At 37.9% G+C, this 23,682-nt stretch carries 18 protein-coding genes, 2 pseudogenes and 1 other annotated feature; of the genes and pseudogenes, 7 read left to right on the top strand and 13 right to left on the bottom strand.

All coding sequences use genetic code 11. The features are described from left to right. Positions 1-140 precede the first annotated feature (140 nt). Positions 141-1,497 (top strand): annotated as a pseudogene (locus BUB05_RS16890) (transposase). A 259-nt stretch (positions 1,498-1,756) separates the two neighbouring features. Here the strand turns inward: BUB05_RS16890 and gatA are convergent. The 5 genes from gatA to pdxS all read right to left on the bottom strand — a co-directional run bounded on the left by gatA (position 1,757) and on the right by pdxS (position 6,727). After that, positions 1,757-3,214 (bottom strand): Asp-tRNA(Asn)/Glu-tRNA(Gln) amidotransferase subunit GatA, encoded by a 1,458-nt coding sequence (gatA, locus tag BUB05_RS16885; protein ID WP_073050783.1) that lies wholly within the window; start codon positions 3,212-3,214, stop codon positions 1,757-1,759. A gap of 9 nt (positions 3,215-3,223) precedes the next feature. Beyond that, entirely contained in the window at positions 3,224-3,508 is a 285-nt protein-coding gene (gene gatC, locus BUB05_RS16880) for an Asp-tRNA(Asn)/Glu-tRNA(Gln) amidotransferase subunit GatC (RefSeq protein ID WP_073050782.1), read from the bottom strand. Positions 3,509-3,536: 28 nt separating this feature from the next. Next, entirely contained in the window at positions 3,537-4,829 is a 1,293-nt protein-coding gene (aspS, locus tag BUB05_RS16875; protein ID WP_073050785.1) for an aspartate--tRNA(Asn) ligase, read from the bottom strand. A 122-nt stretch (positions 4,830-4,951) separates the two neighbouring features. Further along, positions 4,952-5,194 (bottom strand) — a binding site (T-box leader). 91 nt (positions 5,195-5,285) lie between these two features. Further along, complete coding sequence (gene pdxT, locus BUB05_RS16870; protein ID WP_073050781.1) at positions 5,286-5,855, bottom strand: pyridoxal 5'-phosphate synthase glutaminase subunit PdxT; 570 nt, start codon at positions 5,853-5,855, stop codon at positions 5,286-5,288. After that, positions 5,855-6,727 (bottom strand): pyridoxal 5'-phosphate synthase lyase subunit PdxS, encoded by an 873-nt coding sequence (gene pdxS / locus BUB05_RS16865; protein ID WP_073050780.1) that lies wholly within the window; start codon positions 6,725-6,727, stop codon positions 5,855-5,857. The genes pdxT and pdxS overlap by 1 nt, the downstream gene beginning before the upstream one ends. Positions 6,728-7,107: 380 nt before the next feature. Between pdxS and cls the strand changes: the two genes are divergently transcribed. From cls to rlmH, 5 genes are read left to right on the top strand one after another with little or no spacing between them, the layout of a single operon-like run. After that, a complete protein-coding gene (cls, locus tag BUB05_RS16860; protein ID WP_073050779.1) occupies positions 7,108-8,562 on the top strand; it encodes a cardiolipin synthase in 1,455 nt (484 codons plus the stop codon). A 21-nt stretch (positions 8,563-8,583) separates the two neighbouring features. Beyond that, entirely contained in the window at positions 8,584-8,931 is a 348-nt protein-coding gene (locus BUB05_RS16855; protein ID WP_073050778.1) for a phage holin family protein, read from the top strand. 36 nt (positions 8,932-8,967) lie between these two features. After that, positions 8,968-9,858 carry a diacylglycerol/lipid kinase family protein gene (locus BUB05_RS16850; RefSeq protein WP_073050777.1) on the top strand — a complete coding sequence of 297 codons (891 nt, stop codon included), beginning with the start codon at positions 8,968-8,970 and terminating at the stop codon, positions 9,856-9,858. Positions 9,859-9,871: 13 nt separating this feature from the next. Continuing rightward, positions 9,872-11,266: a deoxyribodipyrimidine photo-lyase gene (locus tag BUB05_RS16845; RefSeq protein WP_073050776.1), complete on the top strand. Its 1,395-nt coding sequence runs from the start codon at positions 9,872-9,874 to the stop codon at positions 11,264-11,266. Then, a complete protein-coding gene (rlmH, locus tag BUB05_RS16840) occupies positions 11,263-11,742 on the top strand; it encodes a 23S rRNA (pseudouridine(1915)-N(3))-methyltransferase RlmH (RefSeq protein ID WP_073050775.1) in 480 nt (159 codons plus the stop codon). Before BUB05_RS16845 ends, rlmH begins: the two co-directional genes overlap by 4 nt. Positions 11,743-12,111: 369 nt before the next feature. Here rlmH and BUB05_RS16835 read toward each other — a convergent pair whose 3' ends face one another. The 8 genes from BUB05_RS16835 to BUB05_RS16800 all read right to left on the bottom strand — a co-directional run bounded on the left by BUB05_RS16835 (position 12,112) and on the right by BUB05_RS16800 (position 23,012). After that, positions 12,112-13,662, bottom strand: a complete 1,551-nt coding sequence (locus BUB05_RS16835) for an AMP-binding protein (RefSeq protein WP_139258058.1) — start codon at positions 13,660-13,662, stop codon at positions 12,112-12,114. A 142-nt stretch (positions 13,663-13,804) separates the two neighbouring features. Then, a complete protein-coding gene (locus BUB05_RS16830) occupies positions 13,805-14,953 on the bottom strand; it encodes a thiolase family protein (protein ID WP_073050774.1) in 1,149 nt (382 codons plus the stop codon). A 14-nt stretch (positions 14,954-14,967) separates the two neighbouring features. Beyond that, entirely contained in the window at positions 14,968-17,322 is a 2,355-nt protein-coding gene (locus tag BUB05_RS16825; protein WP_073050773.1) for a 3-hydroxyacyl-CoA dehydrogenase/enoyl-CoA hydratase family protein, read from the bottom strand. Between the two features lie 97 nt (positions 17,323-17,419). Beyond that, the gene (locus tag BUB05_RS16820) at positions 17,420-18,619 is read right to left on the bottom strand and encodes an electron transfer flavoprotein subunit alpha (protein ID WP_073050772.1); all 1,200 of its coding nucleotides are present in this window, start codon (positions 18,617-18,619) and stop codon (positions 17,420-17,422) included. 12 nt (positions 18,620-18,631) lie between these two features. After that, positions 18,632-19,417: an electron transfer flavoprotein subunit beta/FixA family protein gene (locus tag BUB05_RS16815; RefSeq protein ID WP_073050771.1), complete on the bottom strand. Its 786-nt coding sequence runs from the start codon at positions 19,415-19,417 to the stop codon at positions 18,632-18,634. Positions 19,418-19,569: 152 nt separating this feature from the next. After that, the gene (locus BUB05_RS16810; RefSeq protein WP_073050770.1) at positions 19,570-20,703 is read right to left on the bottom strand and encodes an acyl-CoA dehydrogenase family protein; all 1,134 of its coding nucleotides are present in this window, start codon (positions 20,701-20,703) and stop codon (positions 19,570-19,572) included. A gap of 205 nt (positions 20,704-20,908) precedes the next feature. After that, the gene (locus tag BUB05_RS16805) at positions 20,909-22,192 is read right to left on the bottom strand and encodes an acetyl-CoA hydrolase/transferase family protein (protein ID WP_073050769.1); all 1,284 of its coding nucleotides are present in this window, start codon (positions 22,190-22,192) and stop codon (positions 20,909-20,911) included. A 34-nt stretch (positions 22,193-22,226) separates the two neighbouring features. Next, entirely contained in the window at positions 22,227-23,012 is a 786-nt protein-coding gene (locus BUB05_RS16800) for an enoyl-CoA hydratase/isomerase family protein (RefSeq protein ID WP_073050768.1), read from the bottom strand. Positions 23,013-23,461: 449 nt separating this feature from the next. Between BUB05_RS16800 and BUB05_RS16795 the strand changes: the two are divergent. Then, positions 23,462-23,682, top strand: a pseudogene (locus tag BUB05_RS16795) (IS110 family RNA-guided transposase); the annotation flags it as partial.

Raw genomic sequence — 23,682 nt, 5'->3', positions numbered from 1 at the left:
TAGGCGTTTGCGAAACGCCACAACCCGCAGAAATGCGGGACTTTTTTTGCAATAAAAAATATAACCCCTCACCGAATTGTGGTAAAATTAGATTGCGAGAAATAAAATCACCAAAATCCAAAAGGAGTTATATTACAACTATGATAACACAAACTCAGCTTTCTTTGGCAGATATTTATTCTGATTGCAGTAATATTTATGAAAATGACAAACCATACTTCCTGCAACTGCTAGAATCCAATCTAAATCTCGATGAGCTCATTCCGATTAATTTCCGGAACAAGTTTTACGCTCCCACTGGTAGACCTCGTACTTACAAACTTAAGGCTATGCTGTGGGCTCTTATCCTACAACGCATCTTTTCCATTTCTGAAGACTCACTCTTAATTACATTCCTTACCTTTTCCAAGGAACTAAGAGAATTTTGCGGTTTTCAAAAGGTTCCGGATGCTTCCAAATTCACCCGCTTCAAGCAGGATTTCTTACCTGAACTGAAATCCTTGTTCGATAACCTGGTTGATGTTACAGAACCCATTTGCCATCAAATTGATGAAGCCAAGGCTTCCATGACAATCTTTGACACTTCAGGTATTGAGGCTTACGTAACTGAAAACAATCCCAAATTCTTAAACAGAATCGTAAGTAGACTTAAAACATACAAGAAAGTCATGGGGTTCAGTGATTCCTACGATCCTTACAAGGCTGCTTATACCTTAATGCCTACACATGCTGCTTCAAACGATGAAATCAAACAACTTTATATCAATGGACATTTCTGCTATGTCTACAAGTTCGGCATGATTACCAATGGTTTGGGCATTGTCAGAGACATATCCTTCTTCAACAAGGATTTCCTTGATTCTCATCCTGATATTGAAGTTGAGAAGAAAACAAATTCTCCAAATGAAGACAAGTCCCTTCATGATGCCAAAGCTCTTATTCCAGTACTTGAAGACTTTTTCGAAAAGCATCCCGGCATTTGTCCTGATGTATTCCTTGGTGATGCCGCTTTTGACAGTGGACTTATATACAAATCACTGCTTCAGGATCTGAAATTTTCAAAAGCCTATATTCCATTGAATTCAAGGTCTGGCATTACCTATCCTGATTGTCCTGTCAATTCAAATGGCATACCTTGTTGTCCAAAAGACAAATCGCTTCCTATGAAACCAGAAGGTACTGCTAAACGAACTAACGGCTTAGTCAGGTTCAAGTTCTCTTGTCCAAAAGTTAAATTCGTCAAACACGATGATGGAAAGTACCGACGTCAATGCTACTGCGAAAATCCATGTACCGATTCTAAAAGCGGAAGAATGTTCTACATCTATCCCGAAAAGAATCTTCGTGCCTACCCAGGGACAATACGTGGAACTGATGAATGGATTGACACCTACAAGATCAGAGGTGCTGTAGAAAAATCCATAAACCATTTCAAGGACAGCTTCTGCATCGCCAAACGAAAGAGTCAAAATGCTAAAACCCTTCATGCTGACCTGATACTTTCTGGTATTACACAGCTAATCACTGTGGTCCTTGCTGATAAAATCAATCAGCATAAACTGATCAGGAGCTTGAAACCTTTGATTGCTTAGGTATTTCTCATTTTTGTCATACCATTATTTTGTGTGCTCTTTTTTGTCTTATTTCAATTAAAGTTGTCATATTTCCGCGTTTTTTTACTTGTAGTCACTTGTTTTATGTGTATGTCTAGATTTATGTCGTTTTTTCTAGTTTTTGGTGATAGTTTTGCAATTACCTATTCAGGTATAAGATCAAGTTTCAGTTCCTGTTCCAGGGACCAAGCAAATCTGAAGAGCTTCTCCTCCGACATGTGGTCTCCCATGAACTGAACCCCTATCGGAAGTCCCGACTCGCTGAATCCCGAAGGAACGGATATGGCAGGAATTCCGGCTATGTTCACATTTACGGTGAGTATGTCCGCCAGGTACATCTCAAGAGGATCAGAAGTTTTCTCTCCAATCTTGAAGGGCAGCACAGGCACTGTAGGAGACAGTATGGTGTCATATTTTTCGAATGCAGTCTTGTAAAGCTGCTTGACCTTCTGTCTGAAAAGCATTGCCTTCTTGTAGTATGCATCATAGTAGCCCGATGAAAGTACGTAGGTTCCCATCATTATCCTTCTCTTTACTTCATCTCCGAAAGCTTCAGTTCTTGACTTCACAACAAGGTCCGAGTATGATTCAAAATCCCTTGCCCTGTATCCGAATCTCACTCCGTCGTATCTTCCGAGGTTTGAACTTGCCTCTGCAGAAGAAATTATATAGTAGGCAGAAAGACCGCTTTCAGTAATAGGCAGGCTGAACTCCTCAACAATTGCACCCTGCTTTTCAAGGATCGCCGCCGCATCCAGCATGCTTTTTCTTACTTCTTCGTTTATTCCCTCTCCTATGAATTCCTTAGGTATTCCAATCCTGAGACCCTTTACGCCTGTCTTCATAGATTCAGAATAATCCTTGGAATATCCCGACTCAATGGATGTTGCATCCTTGGGATCGAATCCCTGGATGCACTCAAGTCCGTAGGCTGCATCCTCTACAGTCCTGGCAAAGGGACCTATCTGGTCAAGTGATGATCCGAAGGCTATGAGGCCGTATCTTGAAACGGTACCATATGTAGGCTTCACTCCCACAAGACCGCAGAAAGATGCGGGCATCCTTATGGAACCTCCCGTATCGGATCCGTATGTGATCTTTGCAAACCCTGCCGCTGCAGCTGCTGCCGATCCACCTGAAGAACCTCCCGGCACCCTGTCCGTATCCCAGGGGTTTCTCGTAGGGAAGAATGCGGAATTTTCGTTTGAAGATCCCATGGCAAATTCATCCATGTTAAGCTTTCCAAGTACAACGGCTCCTGCATCCCTCAGTCTGTCTATGACTCCTGCATTGTAGGGCGGAATGAAATCTTCGAGCATCCTTGATGCGCAGGTTGTCCTCATTCCTTCAGTACAGATATTGTCCTTTATTCCAACGGGAATACCTTCCATCATTCCAAGGTCCACACCCTTGTACATTTTTTGATCTATTGCCCTGGCTCTTGCAATGGCAGCCTCTTCTCCGACTGATATGAAAGATTTTATTCCCTTGTCATACTTTTTGATTCTTTTCAGGTATTCCCTTGTAAGCTCCTCGCAGGAAAACTTCCTGTCTTCATAGGATTTTCTAATATCCCTGATACTCAATCTTGTAATATCCATGTTTCCCTCCTACTCCACTACCTTCGGTATTTCTATGGCAGTGTCTCTCATCTTCTTGGTGTTCCTGTACAGGTCCTTCTTGTTCTCGAATACATGGACCTCATCCTTCCTCAACCTCAAAGGCTTGTCGTCAAATGAATACATCTCTATCCCTTCAAGGTCTTCCTTGTTTAGGTTGTCAAAGTGGGTCAATATTCCTGAAAACTCCTGGGATATCTTTTCAGCTTCCTCTTCAGTGAAATGAAGATTCGCCAGTCTTGCTATATAGTATACTTCTTCCTTGGTTACCTTCATGGCTTCCTCCCGTATAGTTTTATTTTATTTATGGTGTTACTCTGTTAAGATCCCTTGGCAGCAGTGTGGCCTTTCTTATGTTGTCAAGACCAAGAATCATCATTGTAATCCTTTCAAGTCCTATTGCCAGACCGCCGTGGGGAGGCATTCCATACTTGAATGATTCAAGATAAAAATCAAAGCTCTCGGGCTTGGCTCCAAACTTGACCATGTTGTCCACGAGCATGTCGTAGTCGTGTATCCGCTGTCCTCCCGTAGTGATTTCAAGCCCCTTGAATATAAGGTCGAAAGACTTAGTCATTCCTTCCAGTTCCGGATCGGGCATAGTGTATACAGGTCTCTTTGATGCAGGATACTTTGTAAGGAATACAAAGTCAGAATCGTACTTGTCCTTTACATACTTTGCAAACAGCTTCTCTCCATCCGCATCTATGTTTCCTACAGGGGATTTCTTTCCGAATTCCTTCAGAAGAATGTCCTGAGCCTCAGTAAGGCTTATTCTCGGTATCTTCACCATCTTTGGAAGCTCCACCTTCATTAGCTTAAGCTCTGAACTGCACTTCTCCTTCAGATGGTCCATTATGAATCCTATGAGTCTTTCCTCAAGGTCCATGATGTCCTCTTCGCTTTCGATGAAGCCCATCTCAAGGTCAAGACTCATATATTCGTTCAAGTGTCTCCACGTGCTGTGGGGCTCAGCCCTGTAGGCAGCTCCGATTTCAAAGACCCTTTCGAATCCTGCACCCACCATCATCTGCTTGTAGAACTGCGGACTCTGCGCCATGAATGTTCTCTTTCCGAAATAGTCGAGCATGAATACATCCGATCCGCCTTCAGTCTCGGCGCCTATGATTTTGGGAGTGTGAATCTCCGAGAACCCTTCTCCGATAAGAAATGCCCTGTATGCTTCCACTATTTCCTGCTGAACCTTGAAAACCGCCCTTCTGTCCATCCTTCTCAGGGACATTGTCCTGTAGTCAAGCTGCTTCTCAAGTGATGCCTGTATATCCCTTCCGTTTATGGAGAATGGCAGAAGGTCATATTTCGCCTCTCCTACGACTTCCAATTCCTCAACTGCAAGCTCAACTCCTCCCGGTGCCTTCTCGTTCACCTTAAGGGTTCCAGTCACCTTTACGGATGCTTCCAGCTTTATCTTTTCCAGCATGTCCATGTCATCCAGTATCATCTGCATCACTCCGGATCTGTCCCTTAGATATACGAATGCGAAGGATTTGAACTTCTTTATGTTGTGTATCCATCCGCAGAGCATCACCTTTTCTTCTTTTCTTCCAATTGTTTCCTTAACCAGTATTCTTTTCATTTTTATCATTCCCTTCCTTTAGTTTTACGTCACTGAAATAAAATTTCCATTGTAAATTTTATTATTTTGCTTATTCTGCGCTCAAAATAAAAAACCTCCGTACTTAAATATAACTTAATATAGTTAAGGACGAAGGTTGTATTCGCGGTGCCACCTTAGTTAGCTGAATCAGCTCACTCATTTCAGTACAGAATAATCGATACCTACCCGCTGTAACGTGCAGTCCACGTCCAAGTCTACTCTCCTGAGATTTCGGTTGGAAACTCGGGGATGTTCTTCCATAAATTCCATCAGTACCGGACTTTCACCACCACCGGCTCGCTATGACTTAAAAATTTATTTACTCTTCCCGTCAATGTTTTTAAGATTTTGTAATATTTTTTTATGATTATAAAACAAATTTCCTGATTTGTCAAATATATTTTTACGTAAAAGAAAAAAGCACCCGCAAGTGCTTTATATCATATTAAGAAAATACTCATGTACCCTTGTATCGTCAGTTAGCTCCGGATGAAAGGATGTGACAAGCATGTTTTTCTCCCTGGCGGCTACAATCCTGCCTCCCGTTTCAGCAAGAACTGCTACATCTTTCCCCGTACTTTCAATATATGGGGCCCTTATAAAAGTCATGGGAACATCCCTCATTCCTGCAAACTTTCCTTCCACTGCAAAGCTTCCGAGCTGTCGTCCATATCCATTCCTTTCAATGTTGATGTCCATTGAACCAAAATGGGTATAGTTCTCGTTCCGTATGTTCCCCGCCAGCATTATCATTCCGGCACATGTGCCGAAGACAGGCATTCCACTGTCTATCATCTTCTTCAAGTCACTAAACATGTCAAGGTCGTTCAACAGCTTGCCCATCACCGTACTTTCTCCGCCGGGCAAAATCAATCCCGAAAAATCCTTACCCTGATAGTCGCTCTTCTTCCTTATCTCGAAGGATTCCACCCCAATCCTTTCCAGCATATTTCCATGCTCAAGGAAGGCACCCTGAACTGCAAGAATGCCAATTTTCTTCTTCATCACTGTCCCCTTTGAGCCATGAGAAGCTCGATTTCCTCTTCATTGATTCCAACCATAGCTTCACCAAGATCCCTTGACAACTCTGCTATAAGAATCGGATCATTATAGTTGGTCACTGCCTTAACTATAGCCTGTGCTCTCTTTTCAGGATTTCCCGACTTGAATATTCCGGAACCTACGAATACTCCTTCTGCTCCAAGCTGCATCATCATTGCAGCATCTGCCGGAGTTGCAACTCCGCCTGCTGCAAAGTTTACAACAGGAAGCTTTCCGTTTTCATGTACATATCTAACAAGGTCATATGGCACCTGAAGCACCTTTGCTTCGTTGAAAAGCTCATCCTCCCTCATGTTCTGTATCTTTCTCATCTGCTGGTTGATGAGTCTCATATGGGTTACAGCCTGAACCACGTTTCCTGTACCTGGCTCTCCCTTTGTCCTTATCATTGCAGCTCCTTCGCTGATCCTTCTAAGTGCCTCACCAAGATCCTTTGCACCGCATACAAAGGGAACTTCGAATCTTGTCTTGTCTATGTGGTAAACCTCATCAGCAGGAGAAAGAACCTCGCTCTCGTCAATATAGTCTATCTCTATTGCCTGAAGTATCTGCGCCTCAACAAAATGACCTATCCTCACCTTTGCCATGACAGGTATTGAAACCGCTTCCTGTATTCCTTTTATCATCTCAGGATCGCTCATCCTTGACACTCCGCCTGCAGCCCTTATGTCTGCAGGTATCCTCTCGAGAGCCATTACGGCGCATGCTCCTGCAGCCTCCGCAATTCTTGCCTGTTCTGGAGTCGTAACATCCATTATAACTCCACCTTTCAACATCTGTGCCAGATTCCTGTTTAGTTCATATCTGTTGTTCATTGTATCCTCCCGTTATCTTATTTGATCAATGATATATTTCGAAATATTTTCTTAATTATACACAAATACTGACATTGCAAAAAGAGTCAGAATCGATTAATTTTATAAGGTCAGATTATTTTTTTTGAATAAGTTAAATCGATTTATTTATTTATTAAATCCTTCACTGTGATATAATACTATTAGGATTTACTAATATATTCTGGTGATTAAAATGAAAATAAACTTATCAAAAACAGACATCCTTTTATTGATTGTACTGATTATTTTGATAGTATGCATGATTTTATCTTCCGAAAGCAACTGTTCGGCCGGTTTTTTCGGATTCACAAGAAAATTTTACTAAGTTAATGAAAACAATCACTTATACGGAGGACTAAATGACATTCGACTTCATTGATGTAGGATGGCTGTCGCTGCTTTACGGCATCAACACCATACTTGTAATAGCATTGATTTTCCTTGAAAGAAAGGACCCAACCGCAACCCTTACCTGGGTCCTGGTTTTTTACATCGCCCCTGTAGTAGGATTCTTCTTCTACATACTGCTGTCCCAAAACTTCAGCAGAAAAAAGCTGTTCAAGCTTAAGGTGATAGAGGAAAAGATATACGGAGCATATATCGAGCAGCAGCAGAACAAATATTCAAGCGGACAACTGACAATAAATGATCCCAAGATACATCCATATATGGACTTGATCAAGATGAATCTTTTCAACAACGATTCATACTACTCCCAGGACAACGGCATAACCATATATACAAACGGCAACGACAAGTTTGAAGCCGTAAAAAAATCAATACTTGAAGCCAAAGACCACATACACATGCTTTACTACATTTTCCAGAACGATGAACTGGGTAATGAAATTATTGACCTTCTCACAAAAAAGGCAAAAGAAGGAGTACAGATAAGGCTTCTGGTGGATTCCGTCGGCGGCAGATACCTGAAGAAGAGCACTCTTAAGCCTCTAAAGGATGCCGGTGGAAAGGTGGAACTTTTCTTCAAGAGCCCCATACCCAATATAAACCTTAGGATAAACTACAGAAACCACAGAAAAATAATAGTTATCGACGGCAGGATAGGATATATAGGCGGTATAAACATAGGTGACGAATACCTTGGAAAAGATCCAAACTTCGGATTCTGGCGAGACACCCATTTGAAAATAGAAGGATCTGCAGTCAGGGACCTTCAGGCAAGGTTCATGCTAGACTGGAGAAATGCCAGCAAGGACAATCTGAGCTTCAAGTACAGGTATTTCCCCGACATTTCAGGCATAGGTAATTCGGGAGTGCAGATAATGTCAAGCGGCCCCGACTCCCCCTATGAAAGGATAAAGCAAAACTACATAAAGATGATAAACATGGCAAAGAAATCAATCTACATTCAGTCACCCTATTTCATTCCCGATGCCAGCATCATGGAGGCACTGAAGATTGCAGGCCTGTCCGGAATCGATATAAGGATAATGATTCCAAACAAACCGGACCATCCCTTTATATACTGGGCAACATACTGCAATGCGGCTGAACTTCTTGACTACGGTGTAAAGATATATACCTACGAAAACGGATTTCTACATGCCAAGACAGTTGTAGTGGACGGGTTGATATCATCAGTTGGAACAGCAAATTTCGATGTAAGAAGCTTCAAACTGAACTTTGAAGTAATTGCTCTGATATACAATTCTGAAATATCCGAAAAACTCAAGGAGCAGTTCATGGAGGATATTGAGCTTAGTGACGAACTTACCCTTGAAGTATACAGGCAGAGAGGAATTTATATCAGATTCAGGGAATCAATATCAAGACTTCTTTCACCTATCATGTAGAGGTTGAGATTGGAGGTATATATGAAAAAACTTTTGGGTAGAATTATAATAAACATGATTGCCATATGGGCCGCTTCTTACACAATAAGCGGGGTTTCATATTCAGGACTTGAGGGTCTGTTCTTCGCAGCCATAATCTTCGGTATTGTGAATACATTCATAAAACCCATCCTGACACTTATCTCTTTGCCCCTGACGATCTTTACACTGGGGCTTTTCCTTCTCATTGTCAACGGAATAACCGTAGAGATTACTGCAGGGCTTTCCGCCCTGAATACCGCAACCTTCGGAGATTCCATAAAGGCGGGAGTAATAATAACAATTGCCAACTGGATACTCCAGGGAATATTCGATACAAAAAAAGATTAAAGAAAAGACAACTAACTGAAAGAGAGTACAAATCACATGGAAAAATATCTAGTAGTATACAATCCTTCCTCGGGGAAGGAGATGGGACAGCAAAAGATGTTCCAGATAGCCAAGAATCTTCTCACGGATGAAGATATAAGCATGACCTTCATCGCAACAAAGAAGAAAGGTGATGCCATCGAAGCGGCAAAACATGGTTGCTCCGAAGGATATGACATGATAATAGCCTGCGGTGGAGACGGAACAATCAACGAGGCTGTAAACGGAATAATGCAGTCACCCAGCAAGACAAAGCTGGCAATACTACCAACAGGCACAATAAACGACTTTGCAACATATATGCGCATACCTTCCAGTATCAAAGAATTCACAAAAATGTTGAAAAACAAGAAGACCAACATGGTGGATGTAGGAAAGGTAAACGACCAGTATTTCATAAATGTGGTTTCAGGAGGAGCTTTCACAAACATACCCCACGAAGTTCCAAGCGATACAAAAACCATATTCGGAAAGTATGCATACTATTTCCAGGCAGCACTGGAGATACCCAATCAGATATACAAATCATACAACCTAAAGGTTGAAAGTGAAGGAAAAACCTTGAACCTGGAAGCCCTGGTATTCGTCGTCAGCAACACTCCAAGCACCGGAGGATTCAAGAAGATGACACCTGATGCAAAATTCAACGATGGCCTCTTCGACGTAGTCATATTCGAAAAGACTAATCCGCTGATAATGCTTGAAATATTTACAGGAATGGCAAGCGGTGACCACGTAAAGCACCCTAAGGTACACTACTTCAAGACAAGTGAAATATCGATAGATTCGGACGATGAGTTGACAATAGACATAGACGGAGAATATGGCTTCAAGACACCTGTTAACATCAGCATAATCAATGAAGGAATTGAATTACTGGTTCCATAGAAAGGATGATATAATGGTTAACGGCAGAGTAACTCATATAAAGAACTGCAAGGATTCAAAAGGCGACTATATACTGTACTGGATGGAACAGTCTCAACGCATACACTACAATCACGCACTAAATCTCGGAGTAATCCTGTCAAATCTTCACGGCATGCCACTTGTGGTATATTGTGGTATTCCTGATGAATACCACAGGGGAAATGCAAGGCACCGCACCTTCATGATGGAAGGTCTGGAATACTTGAAGATGAAACTAGGCAGAATGGGCATCAAGTTTGTTATATACAGAACATCTCCTGAAAAGGGATGCATCGAACTCATGAAGAACGCCACCCACCTTATAATGGATATAGGATACACAAGAATCCAGAAACAGTGGAGAAAGGATGTAATAGACAGCCTGACTGATGAAGACTGTACAAATATAATAACAGTTGAAGATGATGTTCTGATTCCTGTAAACAGGGTTTCAGACAAGGCAGAACACTCCATGAGCACCATCAGACCGAAAATCATGGAAAACATGGATGAATTTGCAGTGAAGTTCAAGCCTACCGAACCGTTCATAAGAAGCAGGTACATAGACATAGCCTGTCCCTTCGAGGAAATCATGTCTCCACTTGAAGAAATCGAAGACATGAAAAAGAAAAACGGCATAACACCATCGGCTAGATTCAAGGGTGGGGAAAAGGAGGCAAGAGACCTTTTCTATGAATTCTTCAACAACAAGATTGGATACTATCTTGAAAAAAACCATCCCGAGCTGGACTACGCTTCAAACCTGAGTCCCTATCTTCATTTCGGACATATCTCACCTGTTGAGATAGTGGTAGTGGTAAAGAAGATAATTGAAAAGAACCCTTTCATAGAAAAGGCAGTCAATGCCTTCATTGAAGACCTGGTAATAAAAAGAGAACTTGCAATAAATTTTGTAAACTTCACAGAAAACTACGACAAGTTTGAATATATGACTGACCAGTGGGCCTATGAAACAATGGAAAAACACAAGGATGACGAAAGGGAGTACCTCTATACGAAAGAAGCATTCGAATCATGCTCCACCCACGACAAGTACTGGAATGTAGCAATGAAAGAAATGGTTGAAACAGGCTTCATGCACACATATATGAGAATGTACTGGTGCAAGAAGATAATTGAATGGTCTCCCGACTACAAAACAGCCTATGATACAGCCATATATCTGAACAACAAGTATTTCATCGACGGATGGGATCCCAACAGTTATGCGGGAGTAGCCTGGTGCTTCGGAAGATTCGACAGACCCTGCGAGGAAAGACCCGTCCTCGGCAATATAAGATATATGAGTAACAATGGACTACACAGAAAATTCGACATAGACAAATATGTCGAAAAGATAGAATCACTGACAGGAGAAAAAGTTTGAAAATCACAATAATATCAGTTGGAAAGATAAAGGAAAAATTTTACAAGGAGGCAATCGCCGAATTCAAGAAGCGATTGTCTTCTTATTGTACACTGAGCCTCATAGAAGTAGCCGATGAGAAGGCTCCGGAAAATATAAGCGACAAGGAAATGGAACAGATCAAGGACAAGGAAGGAGGCAAGATTCTGTCAAAACTTGACGAAAACTCATATGTCGTTGTTCTACACATTCAGGGAAAGCAGCTTTCAAGCGAGGACCTTTCAAAAAAGATTAACGACCTTGCCCTGTCGGGGCAAAGCCATATAACCTTCATAATAGGGGGATCCCTGGGACTAAGCCCGGATGTCGTAAACAAGTCAAACTTCAAGCTTTCATTCTCAAAGATGACCTTCCCCCACCAGCTCTTCAAGGTCATACTTTTGGAGCAGATTTACAGGAGTTTTAGAATTATACGCGGTGAACCGTACCACAAGTAAGTCTATAAGCCGAAGTATATTATAACACACTATCAAAAAATATCAGTAATTATCATTATTCAAAGAAAAATACCAATTCTATATATAACAACTTTTGCTACTACATATGCCAAAACTGCTCCCTTAATGAGGTCAGTATCTATTTTCTTACTTACTACATAATTGATTATTTCTCTATTATTCTGATTTAGCAATAGATTTTGTTCAAAATATCAATTACTAAAATTGCTTAACATGAAACATCTGTAAGTTTGTCTTACAAATTACAACGCTGTGATTTAAACTTAGTTTAATCACAACCTTGCATATTATATCGTAATCCATTCCTTCTTGCTGTCCTGTCTATAAAATTTTTCATCTGATTCATTGTTACCCATATAAATTACATATAACTTCTCTTTTTATCTTTCCAGTACTATTCTTTGGAAGTTCATCAACTATTTCAACATATCTAGGGATTTTTATACTAGCAATCTTCCCTTTTAAAAATTCTTTGATTTCTTTTTCCTCAACAATTTCACCTGATTTCGATGACACAATTGCTTTACCTACTTCTCCCCATTTTTTATGCGGTATGCCTATAACACACACTTCATGTATTGATGGATGTTTATATATTTCTTTTTCCACTTCTGGAGGATAAATATTTTCGCCTCCAGAAATAAACATATTTTTCTTTCTCCCCACAATATAATAAAAACCTTCATTATCCTTTCTTGCTATGTCTCCAGTATAAACCCATCCATCTTTCAGTGTATTACTAGTCTCTTCTTTATTGTTCCAGTATCCCGAAAATGTCAAAGGCCCTTTCCAAATGATTTCTCCCAATTCATTTACTCCGACCTCTTTACCTTTAGTGTCTACTATTTTAACTTGGTTAAAGAACATTGGTTTTCCAACTGAATCATACTTTTCTTTTATTCCTTCTAACCCCAGATCATCTGGCACCATGCTTAAATTATTTGGGCCTGCTTCGGTCATTCCATAACCTAATACGAATTTTAAATCCTTTTCCCAAAATTTCTCCATAATATCAACAGGAGTTGGTGCTGCTCCACTTAATATCCACCTTAAAGAAGAAAAATCTGTTGCCTCAAATTCTGATTGATTTATCATCATCCTAAAAATTGTAGAAACTCCTAATAGGGTAGTTGGCTTCTCATCATTTATTACTTTTAATGCTAATTGAGGATCAAAAGATTTGTTAATAATTATTCTTCCACCTACAAATAAAAGCGGAAGAGTCAATACATTCCATGCCCCTGTATGAAATAGAGGCATCATAACATATGTACTGTCCTGACTAGTCAAGTTATACGTAACCATTTCACTAATCGCATTAAACAATAAACATTTATACGATAACATAGCTCCTTTTGGAGTTCCCGTTGTCCCTCCTGTATGGATAATCATATGCGTATCTTCAAGATTTAATCCATTACATTCTATATAACTACTATTTTTATAGTCCAAAATTTCTTCATAATGCAACTCTTCTAATTTTTCACTCTCACCAGCTAACACAATATATTTTTCTATTTGAACTTTTAATTTTAAATTTGATACTTTATCTTTAAATGTTTTTTCATAGAATAATACTTTAGGTTTCTCGTTGATAATCATTTTCTCCAATTCATGCTCGGATAATAATTGATTGTATGTCACAAGTATAGTACCAGTTTTTGCTGTGGCGAAATATGCATCAATTAATTCAATGCAATTTCTGGTACAGAACCCTATTCTATCTCCCTTTTTAACATGCACTTTCTCAACTAGAAAGTTTGCTAATGTGTTTGCCCTATTTTCTAGATCACCATATGTATAATGAATTTCATTATCATAATCATATACTGCTTCTTTTTCAGGAGAAATACGTGATCTAAAAAAGGAATAATTGCCAATCCAAGAATTATTCTCCACTATTAACACCTCACATCTATTTTTAAAATAAACATTCTTAATCCATCACTTATCACAAGCAAACTCAAACTTCACACATTATATATTCAGATAAATTAATATTAAGGTGAAGTTTGAGTTGAAGATTTCATAAATTATTTACTTATACCATTTCAAATACACCTGCAGCACCCATCCCTGCGCCTACACACATACTAACAACTCCATATTTAAGGTTCTGTTTCTTCATCTCATACAATAATGTGGATGTTAATCTTGCTCCAGTACAACCGGTAGGATGTCCCAATGCAATTGCTCCTCCATTAACGTTTACTTTCATTGGATCAATGTTTAATTCATTTATACAAGCTACTGCTTGAGCTGAAAAAGCTTCGTTAATTTCAAACAAATCAATATCTTCTATTTCCATATCAACCATTTTCAATGCCTTCGGAATAGCATACATAGGACCCAATCCCATGAGATCTGGTTCACAACCTTCTGCAGCATATGCAAGTAATCTTGCCATGGGTTTAAGGCCCAATTCATCGGCTTTTTCTTCTGACATTATCAAAGCAACACTGGCACCATCTGTGGTTTGTGAAGAGTTGCTACCTGTAACCGTCCCTCCCATCATAAATGCCGTCTTGGCATTTTTTACTTTTTCCAATGTCACATTTTGCTTCAAATCATCTTTGTCAATAATTTTAGTTTCTCCATTAATCTCTTTAAACACTGGAACTATTTCATCTTTAAATCTGCCTTCATTAGATGCTCTTTCTGCATTCTTAAAACTTCTAAATGCCAACTCATCTTGCATCTCACGGGTTACTTCATATAATTCAGCAACCTTTTCTGCTGTCATTCCAACATTTAAATAATATTCTGGGTAACTCTTCATTAATTCTGGATTAGGACACATCTTCTTTCCCCCAAGAGGAATATAACTCATACTTTCAAATCCACCAGCTATAACTATATCAGAATACCCTAGTCTTACACTATCAATACCGTATGATATTGCTTGAAGTCCGGATGAACAGTATCTATTAACCGTAATAGCCGGTACTCTATTGGGAATCCCCGATCTTACCGCTATTGTTCTGGCTGCATTCATTCCTTGTTCCAATTCTGGAAATGCGCAACCAAGTATAACATCACCTATTTCATTTTTATCAACCATAGGATATCTCTCAAACAATCCTTTTATAGCAAAATAAGCTATTTCATCTGGCCTTACATCTGATAAACTTCCATATTTAGCCTTACCCATAGGTGTTCTAACCACATCAACTATTACTGCATTTTTCATAATACATATTCCTCCTAATTTCTAAGCGTTTTGCCTGTTTTTATCATATATTCCATTCTTTCCTGGGTTTTCTTTTCTCCTACTAAACTCATGAATGCTTCCAATTCTAGATCAAGCAAATATTGTTCACTTACAAATGAATTATCCATCACTTCACCACCACTTATTACATAAGCTATCTTGTTAACTACGTGTTTATCGTATTCAGATATGAATTTACCTTCACACATTTGATACGCCATGTATTTTAGTAATGTAAAAGCACCCTCACCACCAACACGGTATTGCCTATGAAGATTTTTGGGCATGAAAGTATCAGCCAATTCCAAAACATCCTTTTTTGCCTTAAAAAGCTGGTAATCTTTATTCATGGCAATTGCATCTGTATTTTGTAATAATCCAAGCTGCTTGGCATCTGGTGCACTTCCCGATACTTTCCCTGTTGTTATTAGATCGAATGCTTTTTGAATAAACGGACTTAAATCAATTGTTTTATTATCACTGATATTTTCTGTTAACTTAAGATATAATTCTTTAGTTCCTCCACCAGCAGGTAGAATTCCTACACCTATTTCTACAAGTCCCATGTATGTTTCGGCAAACGCCCTAACTTTACTGCTATGCAAGGTGATTTCTGCACCTCCGCCCAACGTCATTCCAAATGGTGCAGCTACAATAGGTTTATCAAAATACTTTATTGCCATATTCATATCTTGGAAATCTTTTACGGTTTTTTCCAGCATTCCCCATTTCTTTTCCATTGCATTGTTTAGTACAAACTGTAAATTTGCACCAACGCAGAAATTATTGCCTGAACTAGCGAATACCATTCCTTTATAATTCTTCTTAACTTCATCTAGTGCGTTATAAACACTGTCGATAACCTCATCATTAACTGTATTGTTTGGTGAATGCAACACAAAGCCTGCTACATCATCCTCCAAATCAATAAGTGAACCAACATCACTCTTTAGAACCACATTACCTTTATTTAAAAGCATGGCGGGAGATATCTTTTTGTTCTGCAATTTAAATTCTTTATCTTCATAAAATTTTTCTTTCCCTGATTCTAATAACTCTGCAACAAATTCCGGTATCTTTTCACCCTCTGCCTTCATTTTGCCAACTGACTTGTTAACACCTATCATATCCCACAATTCAAATGGACCAATTTCCCAATTATAACCCCATTTCATAGCATCATCTATTGCTTTTACATCATCGGCTACTTCTGGAATCAATTTGCCAACAAACAATAATGACTCCTTCACTACATTCCAGACGAATTCCCCAGCTTTGTCTTCACTATATACAGCTGTATTCAGTTTTTTTTCTAATGATTTCCCCTTCTTAACCTCAGATAAAAGATCAAAACCAACATTTTTTTTAGGCCTATATTCAAAAGTACTAGTATCCAATGTCAATGTTTCTCTCTTTGGCTTCTTAATTTTCTTATAAAATCCTTGCTTAGCCTTATCACCAATTAAACCTTTCTCGACTATTTCATTAAAATAATCCGGCAATGTCAATATTCCCTTTTCATGTTCATCACTAGTATGAGATTTCAAGTACGATGCTAATTTTACAATTGTATCTATTCCAACCATATCATATAATCTGAATGTACCTGTCTTAGGACGACCAATAACAGTACCGGTAAGTGCATCTACTTCTTCAAAGTTCATTTCAAACTCATTCATTTTCTGAATACCAATCATTGTAGAAACTGCACCTATTCTATTAGCAATAAATCCAGGTGTATCTTTTGCTATTACAACTCCTTTTCCCAGTTTGTTTTCACAGAATTCCGTCATATAGTCCAACGCTTCTCTATTAGTATACTTGCTTGGTATCATTTCAATTAGTTTCATAAATCTGACTGGGTTGAAGAAATGCGTTCCAAAAAATCTTTCTTTCAATTTTTCCGGCAGTACTTCACTCATTTCGTTGATTGATATACCTGAAGTATTTGAACTTAATAAAGCGTCCTCTTTGATATACGGACTTACTTTCTTATAGAGGCTCTCCTTTATGTTTATATCCTCTATGATAACCTCAATTACCCAATCTACCTCTTTCAAAAGGTCTAAGTCATCTTCTAAATTTCCATATTGTATCAAATGAGTACTACTTTTTGTATATAACATCATTGATTTTTTATGTTCAATTCTCTCTTTTGCCTTCATGACTATTCTATTTCTTACTTGTTCACAATCTAATGTTAATCCTTTTTCTTTTTCTTCATCAGACAGCTTGTTTGGGATTATATCCAAAAGAACTACTTTAATTCCAGCATTAGCCAGATGTGCTGCGATGGCACCTCCCATTACACCAGAACCAATAACTGCTGCTTTTTTAATATCATACATTAAAATCTCTCCTCTCATATTTTCATTTTGTTATTTCAAAATCTTTATACTAAATCTCGTAAAAAAACTAAAACATACTAATATTTGCGTCTCAGCTCTATATGTTCTTAAGCTTTCTTATTTCTTCAGTAAGAGCAGGAACAACTTCAAAAAGATCCCCTACAATGCCGTAATCAGCTACATCAAAGATTGGTGCATCTTTATCTTTATTAATTGCAATTATAATATCCGATGATGACATCCCAGCATAATGCTGAATCGCCCCTGATATACCACATGCAATATAGATTTTGGGTCCTACTGTTTTCCCTGTTTGTCCAACCTGATGGATTGCTGGAAGCCACCCTGCGTCTACTGCCGCCCTCGAAGCTCCAACAGTACCACCCATAACATCGGCTAGTTCTTTAATAATAGCAAAATTTTCCGGATTTCTTAATCCTCTACCTCCACTAACAATAACATCGGCCTCTTCTAGGTTGACGCTTTCTTCACTAGCCAACTTAATAAAATCTATACGTTTAGTTCTTATATCTTTTGGCTCTACTTCAATTTTTTCTCTGATAATTTTGCAATGTTCTTTAACCTCTACCTCTGGTTTTTTGAATACGTTTGGTCTTACTGTACCTATCTGAGGCCTATGATCCGGGCATAGAATTGTAGCCATGATATTTCCACCAAATGCAGGTCTGGTCCAAGCTACATTTCCAGAATCTTCATCAACACCCAAATCAGTGCAGTCGGCAGTTAATCCCGTTTTCACTCTACAAGCCACTCTTGGTCCTAAATCTCTACCATTATTAGTAGCTCCGATTAGTATTACTGATGGTTTGTATTCATTAATCAGCTTAGTTAGGGCTATTGTATAGCTATCAGTATTATAGTGTTCGAATTCTTCACCTTCTACAACTATGATTTTATCTGTTCCATAATCCTTGACCTCTTTAACAACTTCATCTGTATTTTTGCCAAAAACAATCCCTACAAGATTTTGATTTAACTTTTCTGCAAGGTTCCTGCCTTGTCCCAATAATTCAAGCCCTACGTTTCTGGGTTTTCCATGTTCCGTCTCTATGAAAACCCAAATATCTTTGTAATCATCAATGTTAATTTTTCTATTTGATTTTTTTTCTTCTTTTACAATTGCTTCAGCAGGGCATACATCGACACAGGAACCGCATACTGTGCATGCTTCTGTTATATATGCTATACCGTTACTCATTTCAATAGCAGCAAATGGGCACTGGTCTATGCATACTCCACAACCTGTACATTTATCATTTATTATTTTTACAGCCATCTTCCCCCTCCTCTATATAACTCTTAATTCTGTTAATTTTTGTATTAGTTCACATGCTGAATCTTTTCCATTATCATGTTTGATCATTACACCCGATAATCTTTTGGGAGGTGAAAATATTTTATTAACCTTTGTAGGCGAACCATCAAGTCCAAGCATTTTCTCGTCAACAACTAAATCTGCTGATGTTATTGTTGGTATTTCAACTCTATTTGAAGCCATCTTGCTTTTAACGGTAGCATATCGCGGTTCATTTATAGCTTTTACAACTGTAATAACAGATGGAATTTGTGCTTCAATTACCTCATACCCTTCATCATGTTCTCTTTCTGTAATAATTTTATCGCCTTCAACCTTCACTTTTGTCACATATGTAACTTGAGCAATATCAAGATGCTCCGCAATTTCAGGACCCACTTGCGCTGTATCACCGTCAATTGCCTGTTTGCCACAGATGATTAAATCATAGTCACACATTGTTTTAATAGCAGAAGCCAGCGTATAGCTAGTTGCCAGTGTATCTGCTCCTCCAAAAGCTATATCGCTTACCAAGTAAGCTTTATCAGCACCAACAGATAGACATTCTTTAAGAACAGCTTTTGCTTGAGGGGGGCCCATTGTTATTGCTGTCACGGTTCCTCCATGCTCTTCTTTTAACTGAACTGCGGCTTCCAAGGCATTTTTATCAAAAGGATTCATTATGCTAGGAACGCCTTTTCTCATTAAGGTATTTGTTTCTGGATCAATTCTAACTTCAGTTGTATCTGGCACTTGTTTCACACATACAATTATGTTCATTGTTTTGCTCCTTCCTAATAGACATATTAGACTTTATTAAATTCAAATCTAATATTCTAATATTAATGACTCTTTTTAGTGACTGAAAATATTATTTCAATTATATTCTCAACAATTTTTATCTTTGAAATACAAATACATTACAGCATGAATTATCTAAGCATGTTTGAAGCTACAACCATTCTTTGAATTTGATTTGTGCCTTCAAAAATCTGGAATATCTTGGCATCTCTCATTAGTTTTTCCACAGGATATTCTCTACTGTAACCATAACCACCAAATATTTGAACTGCATCAATCGTAACCTTCATTGCTATATCAGTTGCAAAACACTTAACTATTGCAGATTCTTTTGAATGTGGTTGTTTAGCATCAATCAGTGAAGCTGTTGAATATACAAGCTGTCTTGCAGCTTCTGTTTGTATCTCCATATCAGCCAGCATAAATTGTATAGCTTGATTTGCAGCTATTGGTTTCCCAAAAGTGACTCTTTCTTTAGAATACTTAACGCAGTGATTGATAGCTGTTTGACAAATTCCAACTGTACAAGCTCCAACTAATGGTCTTGAAAGATCAAGAGTTTTCATGAAAATTTTAAATCCATCACCTTCCTTACCAATTAAGTTACTCTCAGGAATTCTAACATTTTCAAATACAACATCTGTAGTGTTTGTTAACCTAATTCCCATTTTATCTTCTTCTTTTCCAATGGATATACCTGTTCTGTTTCTCTCTACTATAAATGCTGATAAGCCTTTAACACCCTTGCCCTTATCTGTTGAAGCAATAACAGTATATATATCAGCAATTCCACCATTTGTGATAAAGCATTTCGAACCATTTATAACGTATTCCTCTCCCTCTTTAACAGCATTAGTTTTAACGGCAGAAGCATCCGACCCTGCTTCTGGCTCAGTTAGACAAAATCCTGCTATTCCACCAGATACAATAACATCAGTAAACATTTTTTTCTGTTCTTCTGTACCTGCTATCAATACAGGTTTAGTTGCGAGACCAGTAGCTGAAAGGCCTGCTGCAAAGCCAGCATCATATTTTGCCAATTCTTCCTGAATAAAACAAGCTGTCAAAACATCCAGTCCTGCACCACCATATTCAACTGGAATTTCTAAAGCATGCAGACCCATTTCCATTGCTTTTTTATATAGTTCCATTGGCAACTCACCTGTACGATCATACCCAGCCATAACCGGTACAATTTCTTTTTCGCCAAACTCTTTTACCATATCTCTAAGCATTTTTTGCTCTTCATTAAACATAAATTCCATTACCAATTTCTCCTTTAAATTTATGATTTCCTAAATATTATTGATATATTCAGATGTTTAATTGTACATATTCAACCAAACAATTCACTATTGAATGCTTATTAATTTTTCTTCCCATCATTATTGTGATTCCTATCTCACTCCATATTCTACTTGGAATACCAAATAGAATATGGAACGAAGTAATCAAATTCTTAAAAATTATTTATTTTATAATCTTTTTTGATTTTGCTTTTTCCAGAAGTTCCTCTCTAAAATCTGGATGAGCTATTGAAACCAATGCTTTTACACGCTCTTCAATTGGTTTATTAGATAAATCTGCTACACCGTATTCAGTAGCAATGAACATTGTATCAGTTCTAGGTATGGTTACAATTGCCCCAGGAGGTAGTGATACATCAATTGTTGAATGTAGTTTCCCATCTTTTGATGTGTTTGTTGACGGAATACAAATGAAACTTTTTCCTCCTTTTGATATGCCGGCACCTCTAACAAAATCCAAGGCTCCTCCTGTAGAGCTATATTGCTTAAACCCTAGTGACTCCGAACATACTTGCCCTGTAAGATCGGCCATTAGTCCTGCGTTAATGGATATAAATTTATCATTCTTCCCAACTTCATAAGGGTTGTTTACTTCATATATTGGTGCTAATTCCACTTTTCCTTCACCAATAAATTCATATGTCTCCCTGTTTCCCAGTCCAAACCCTGCAAACATTTTCCCGGTTATTACACCTTTTTTAGCCAAATATACCATGGAGTCTGTAAACATTTCCGTATGAACCGCTAAGTTTTTCTTTTCCACTAATCCGTATCCTATTGCATTTGCCAATCCACCAAGTCCTATTTGGATTGTCGATCCATCTGTAATCAATGGTAGAATATGTGCCGCTATTTTCTTGTCAATTTCTGAAACTTCCGGTTGTGGTAACTCAACTAATTCATGATCAAATTCGCAAATATAATCCACTTCACTAACATGGATCCTATGTTTTGTTCCTTTTACTTTTGGCTGATTCTTATTAACTTGGACTATTATTTTTTCAGCCAGTTCTGAAACTAATCCATTAGTAGATACTCCCATTGATCCATAATATAAATAACCATCTTCATCTGGTAAAGATACATCTGCCAGTAAGACGTTGGGCTTCTCTTCAATAAAAACCTTATCTAATTTCGAAAGATGCACAGAATTTATGTTAACATTTCCTACATCGTAAAATGCTCTCGCACATGGTCCATAAAATACTGTATGATAATTAATTCGCCCTATATACTTTGGATCCTGTAAAAATTTGAATGGATGCAGTAATAACCCTGACATCATGTCAACATTTTCTAATTCATCAACACGATCAGTTATTGCTTCAATCAATTGAACAGGTGCTGCTGAAATAGGTGCAAACCATATTTTATCTCCAGACTCTATCTTTGAAGCGGCCTCCTTAACTGAAACCAATTTACTATTATATGTCTGTTTCCAACTCATAATATACCTCGCTCTTCAATTTTTTTATAAATATTTATCTCCCTTGATAATTTGGAATCCTTTTTTCCACAAATGCAAACACACCTTCCTTAAAATCCATAGAATCAATACATTTTAATTGATTATGTACTTCTTTTTTTATATAGTTTTCAAACTCTTTGTATTCACTTTCGAAAATTAATTCCTTCATTCCTGCATAAGCTAAAGTGGGTCCATTAACTAGTTTTAATGCAAATTCTTCTGTGTTAGCTTCAATATTTTCTGCAGAAAATATCTTGTTAACAAGTCCCAATTCAAATGCTGTATTAGCATCTATTGGTTTTCCTGTCATTACTAACTCAGTAGCCTTACTAACACCTATAGCACGAGTAAGCAAATATATTCCGCCAGCATCAGGAACAAGTCCTATATTTACAAAAGCTTGTATAAATTTTGTATCTTCTGCAGCTATTCGAAAATCACAAGCTAGAGCAATATTAAATGCGGCACCTGCAACGACTCCTTTTAATGATGCAATAACTGGTTTTGATAGTTTTTTTATTTTTAAGGAAACCTTTCCTACATTGTCTACTGCACCAGAACTATCCCAGCTTCCACCTTTTAAACCTTTGTACATTGTTCCAATATCTCCACCTGCACTAAAAACTTTTCCTTGTCCGGAGATTATTACCACTTTAACGTCTTCACTGTCTTCACAAGTATCTAGTACCGTTAATAATTCGCCTATCATTTCTTCATCTAATGCATTCAAATTCTTTGGGCTATCAAGTACAACATATGCTATCCCAGCTGATACAGAATATTTTATTTTTCTAAACATTTTACTCCTCCATTTTTTCTTTAGTTTGACTGTACTCTATGAGAATTCCATCCTCCTTTCAAAAAATAACACGATCGCATTTCAACAGATTCTACTCGCCGATTCCGCTCGCCGAATCTACTCTGTAAAATCATTTTATACGCTGCTTCACATTTTGTCAATGTGTTTTTTTAGTTTTCAAATCTTCTGTTTTTTTTAGTTTTCAAATCTTCATGTGATTTTCACTTTTAATTTGCTATTTGATCCGGATTAATATACACTAGGAATTGATTATCAAAAATTTATACTCATTTAATTAATCATAAGTTTTATTTTTATAGTTACTATTAACAAGCTTCCTGTATACTTTAAATAGGTCAAGAGATTGACATAAAAGAATACCTCAAGTAAATTTAGATTATTACTGACCTGACCGTTGGTAAAATCTAAAAACACAAGAGGTATCTAATATGAATAATAAAGGTAAAAAGAAGAAAAAGCAAGTAATCACAGCAAATATTTTTGAACAACAAGAATTATTGGCTAAGGTAGAGGAAATAAAAAGCAATTTAAAAGCTTCAACGTGGCGTGAATTAGAGACCAAGGGTAAGTTCTCAAAGAATGAAAAGCTTACATTTATCAGTGATGACATGCTCATTCTAGGATGCGATATAGGCAGTGAAACTCATCA

Origin of the sequence: Dethiosulfatibacter aminovorans DSM 17477, from assembly GCF_900142005.1 — a bacterium.
GTDB lineage: Bacteria > Bacillota > Clostridia > Tissierellales > Dethiosulfatibacteraceae > Dethiosulfatibacter > Dethiosulfatibacter aminovorans.
The sequence above is the reverse complement of the archived record's forward strand: the minus strand, read 5'-3'. Positions and strand labels throughout refer to the sequence as shown.

What these genes read in the sequence shown, in the direction of transcription:
- gatA (WP_073050783.1), bottom strand. Translation starts at nt 3,214, where the DNA reads ATGGATATTACAAGATTGAGTATCAGGGATATTAGAAAATCCTATGAA.
- gatC (WP_073050782.1), bottom strand. Translation starts at nt 3,508, where the DNA reads ATGAAGGTAACCAAGGAAGAAGTATACTATATAGCAAGACTGGCGAAT.
- aspS (WP_073050785.1), bottom strand. Translation starts at nt 4,829, where the DNA reads ATGAAAAGAATACTGGTTAAGGAAACAATTGGAAGAAAAGAAGAAAAG.
- pdxT (WP_073050781.1), bottom strand. Translation starts at nt 5,855, where the DNA reads ATGAAGAAGAAAATTGGCATTCTTGCAGTTCAGGGTGCCTTCCTTGAG.
- pdxS (WP_073050780.1), bottom strand. Translation starts at nt 6,727, where the DNA reads ATGAACAACAGATATGAACTAAACAGGAATCTGGCACAGATGTTGAAA.
- cls (WP_073050779.1), top strand. Translation starts at nt 7,108, where the DNA reads ATGACATTCGACTTCATTGATGTAGGATGGCTGTCGCTGCTTTACGGC.
- BUB05_RS16855 (WP_073050778.1), top strand. Translation starts at nt 8,584, where the DNA reads ATGAAAAAACTTTTGGGTAGAATTATAATAAACATGATTGCCATATGG.
- BUB05_RS16850 (WP_073050777.1), top strand. Translation starts at nt 8,968, where the DNA reads ATGGAAAAATATCTAGTAGTATACAATCCTTCCTCGGGGAAGGAGATG.
- BUB05_RS16845 (WP_073050776.1), top strand. Translation starts at nt 9,872, where the DNA reads ATGGTTAACGGCAGAGTAACTCATATAAAGAACTGCAAGGATTCAAAA.
- BUB05_RS16830 (WP_073050774.1), bottom strand. Translation starts at nt 14,953, where the DNA reads ATGAAAAATGCAGTAATAGTTGATGTGGTTAGAACACCTATGGGTAAG.
- BUB05_RS16825 (WP_073050773.1), bottom strand. Translation starts at nt 17,322, where the DNA reads ATGTATGATATTAAAAAAGCAGCAGTTATTGGTTCTGGTGTAATGGGA.
- BUB05_RS16820 (WP_073050772.1), bottom strand. Translation starts at nt 18,619, where the DNA reads ATGGCTGTAAAAATAATAAATGATAAATGTACAGGTTGTGGAGTATGC.
- BUB05_RS16815 (WP_073050771.1), bottom strand. Translation starts at nt 19,417, where the DNA reads ATGAACATAATTGTATGTGTGAAACAAGTGCCAGATACAACTGAAGTT.
- BUB05_RS16810 (WP_073050770.1), bottom strand. Translation starts at nt 20,703, where the DNA reads ATGGAATTTATGTTTAATGAAGAGCAAAAAATGCTTAGAGATATGGTA.
- BUB05_RS16805 (WP_073050769.1), bottom strand. Translation starts at nt 22,192, where the DNA reads ATGAGTTGGAAACAGACATATAATAGTAAATTGGTTTCAGTTAAGGAG.
- BUB05_RS16800 (WP_073050768.1), bottom strand. Translation starts at nt 23,012, where the DNA reads ATGTTTAGAAAAATAAAATATTCTGTATCAGCTGGGATAGCATATGTT.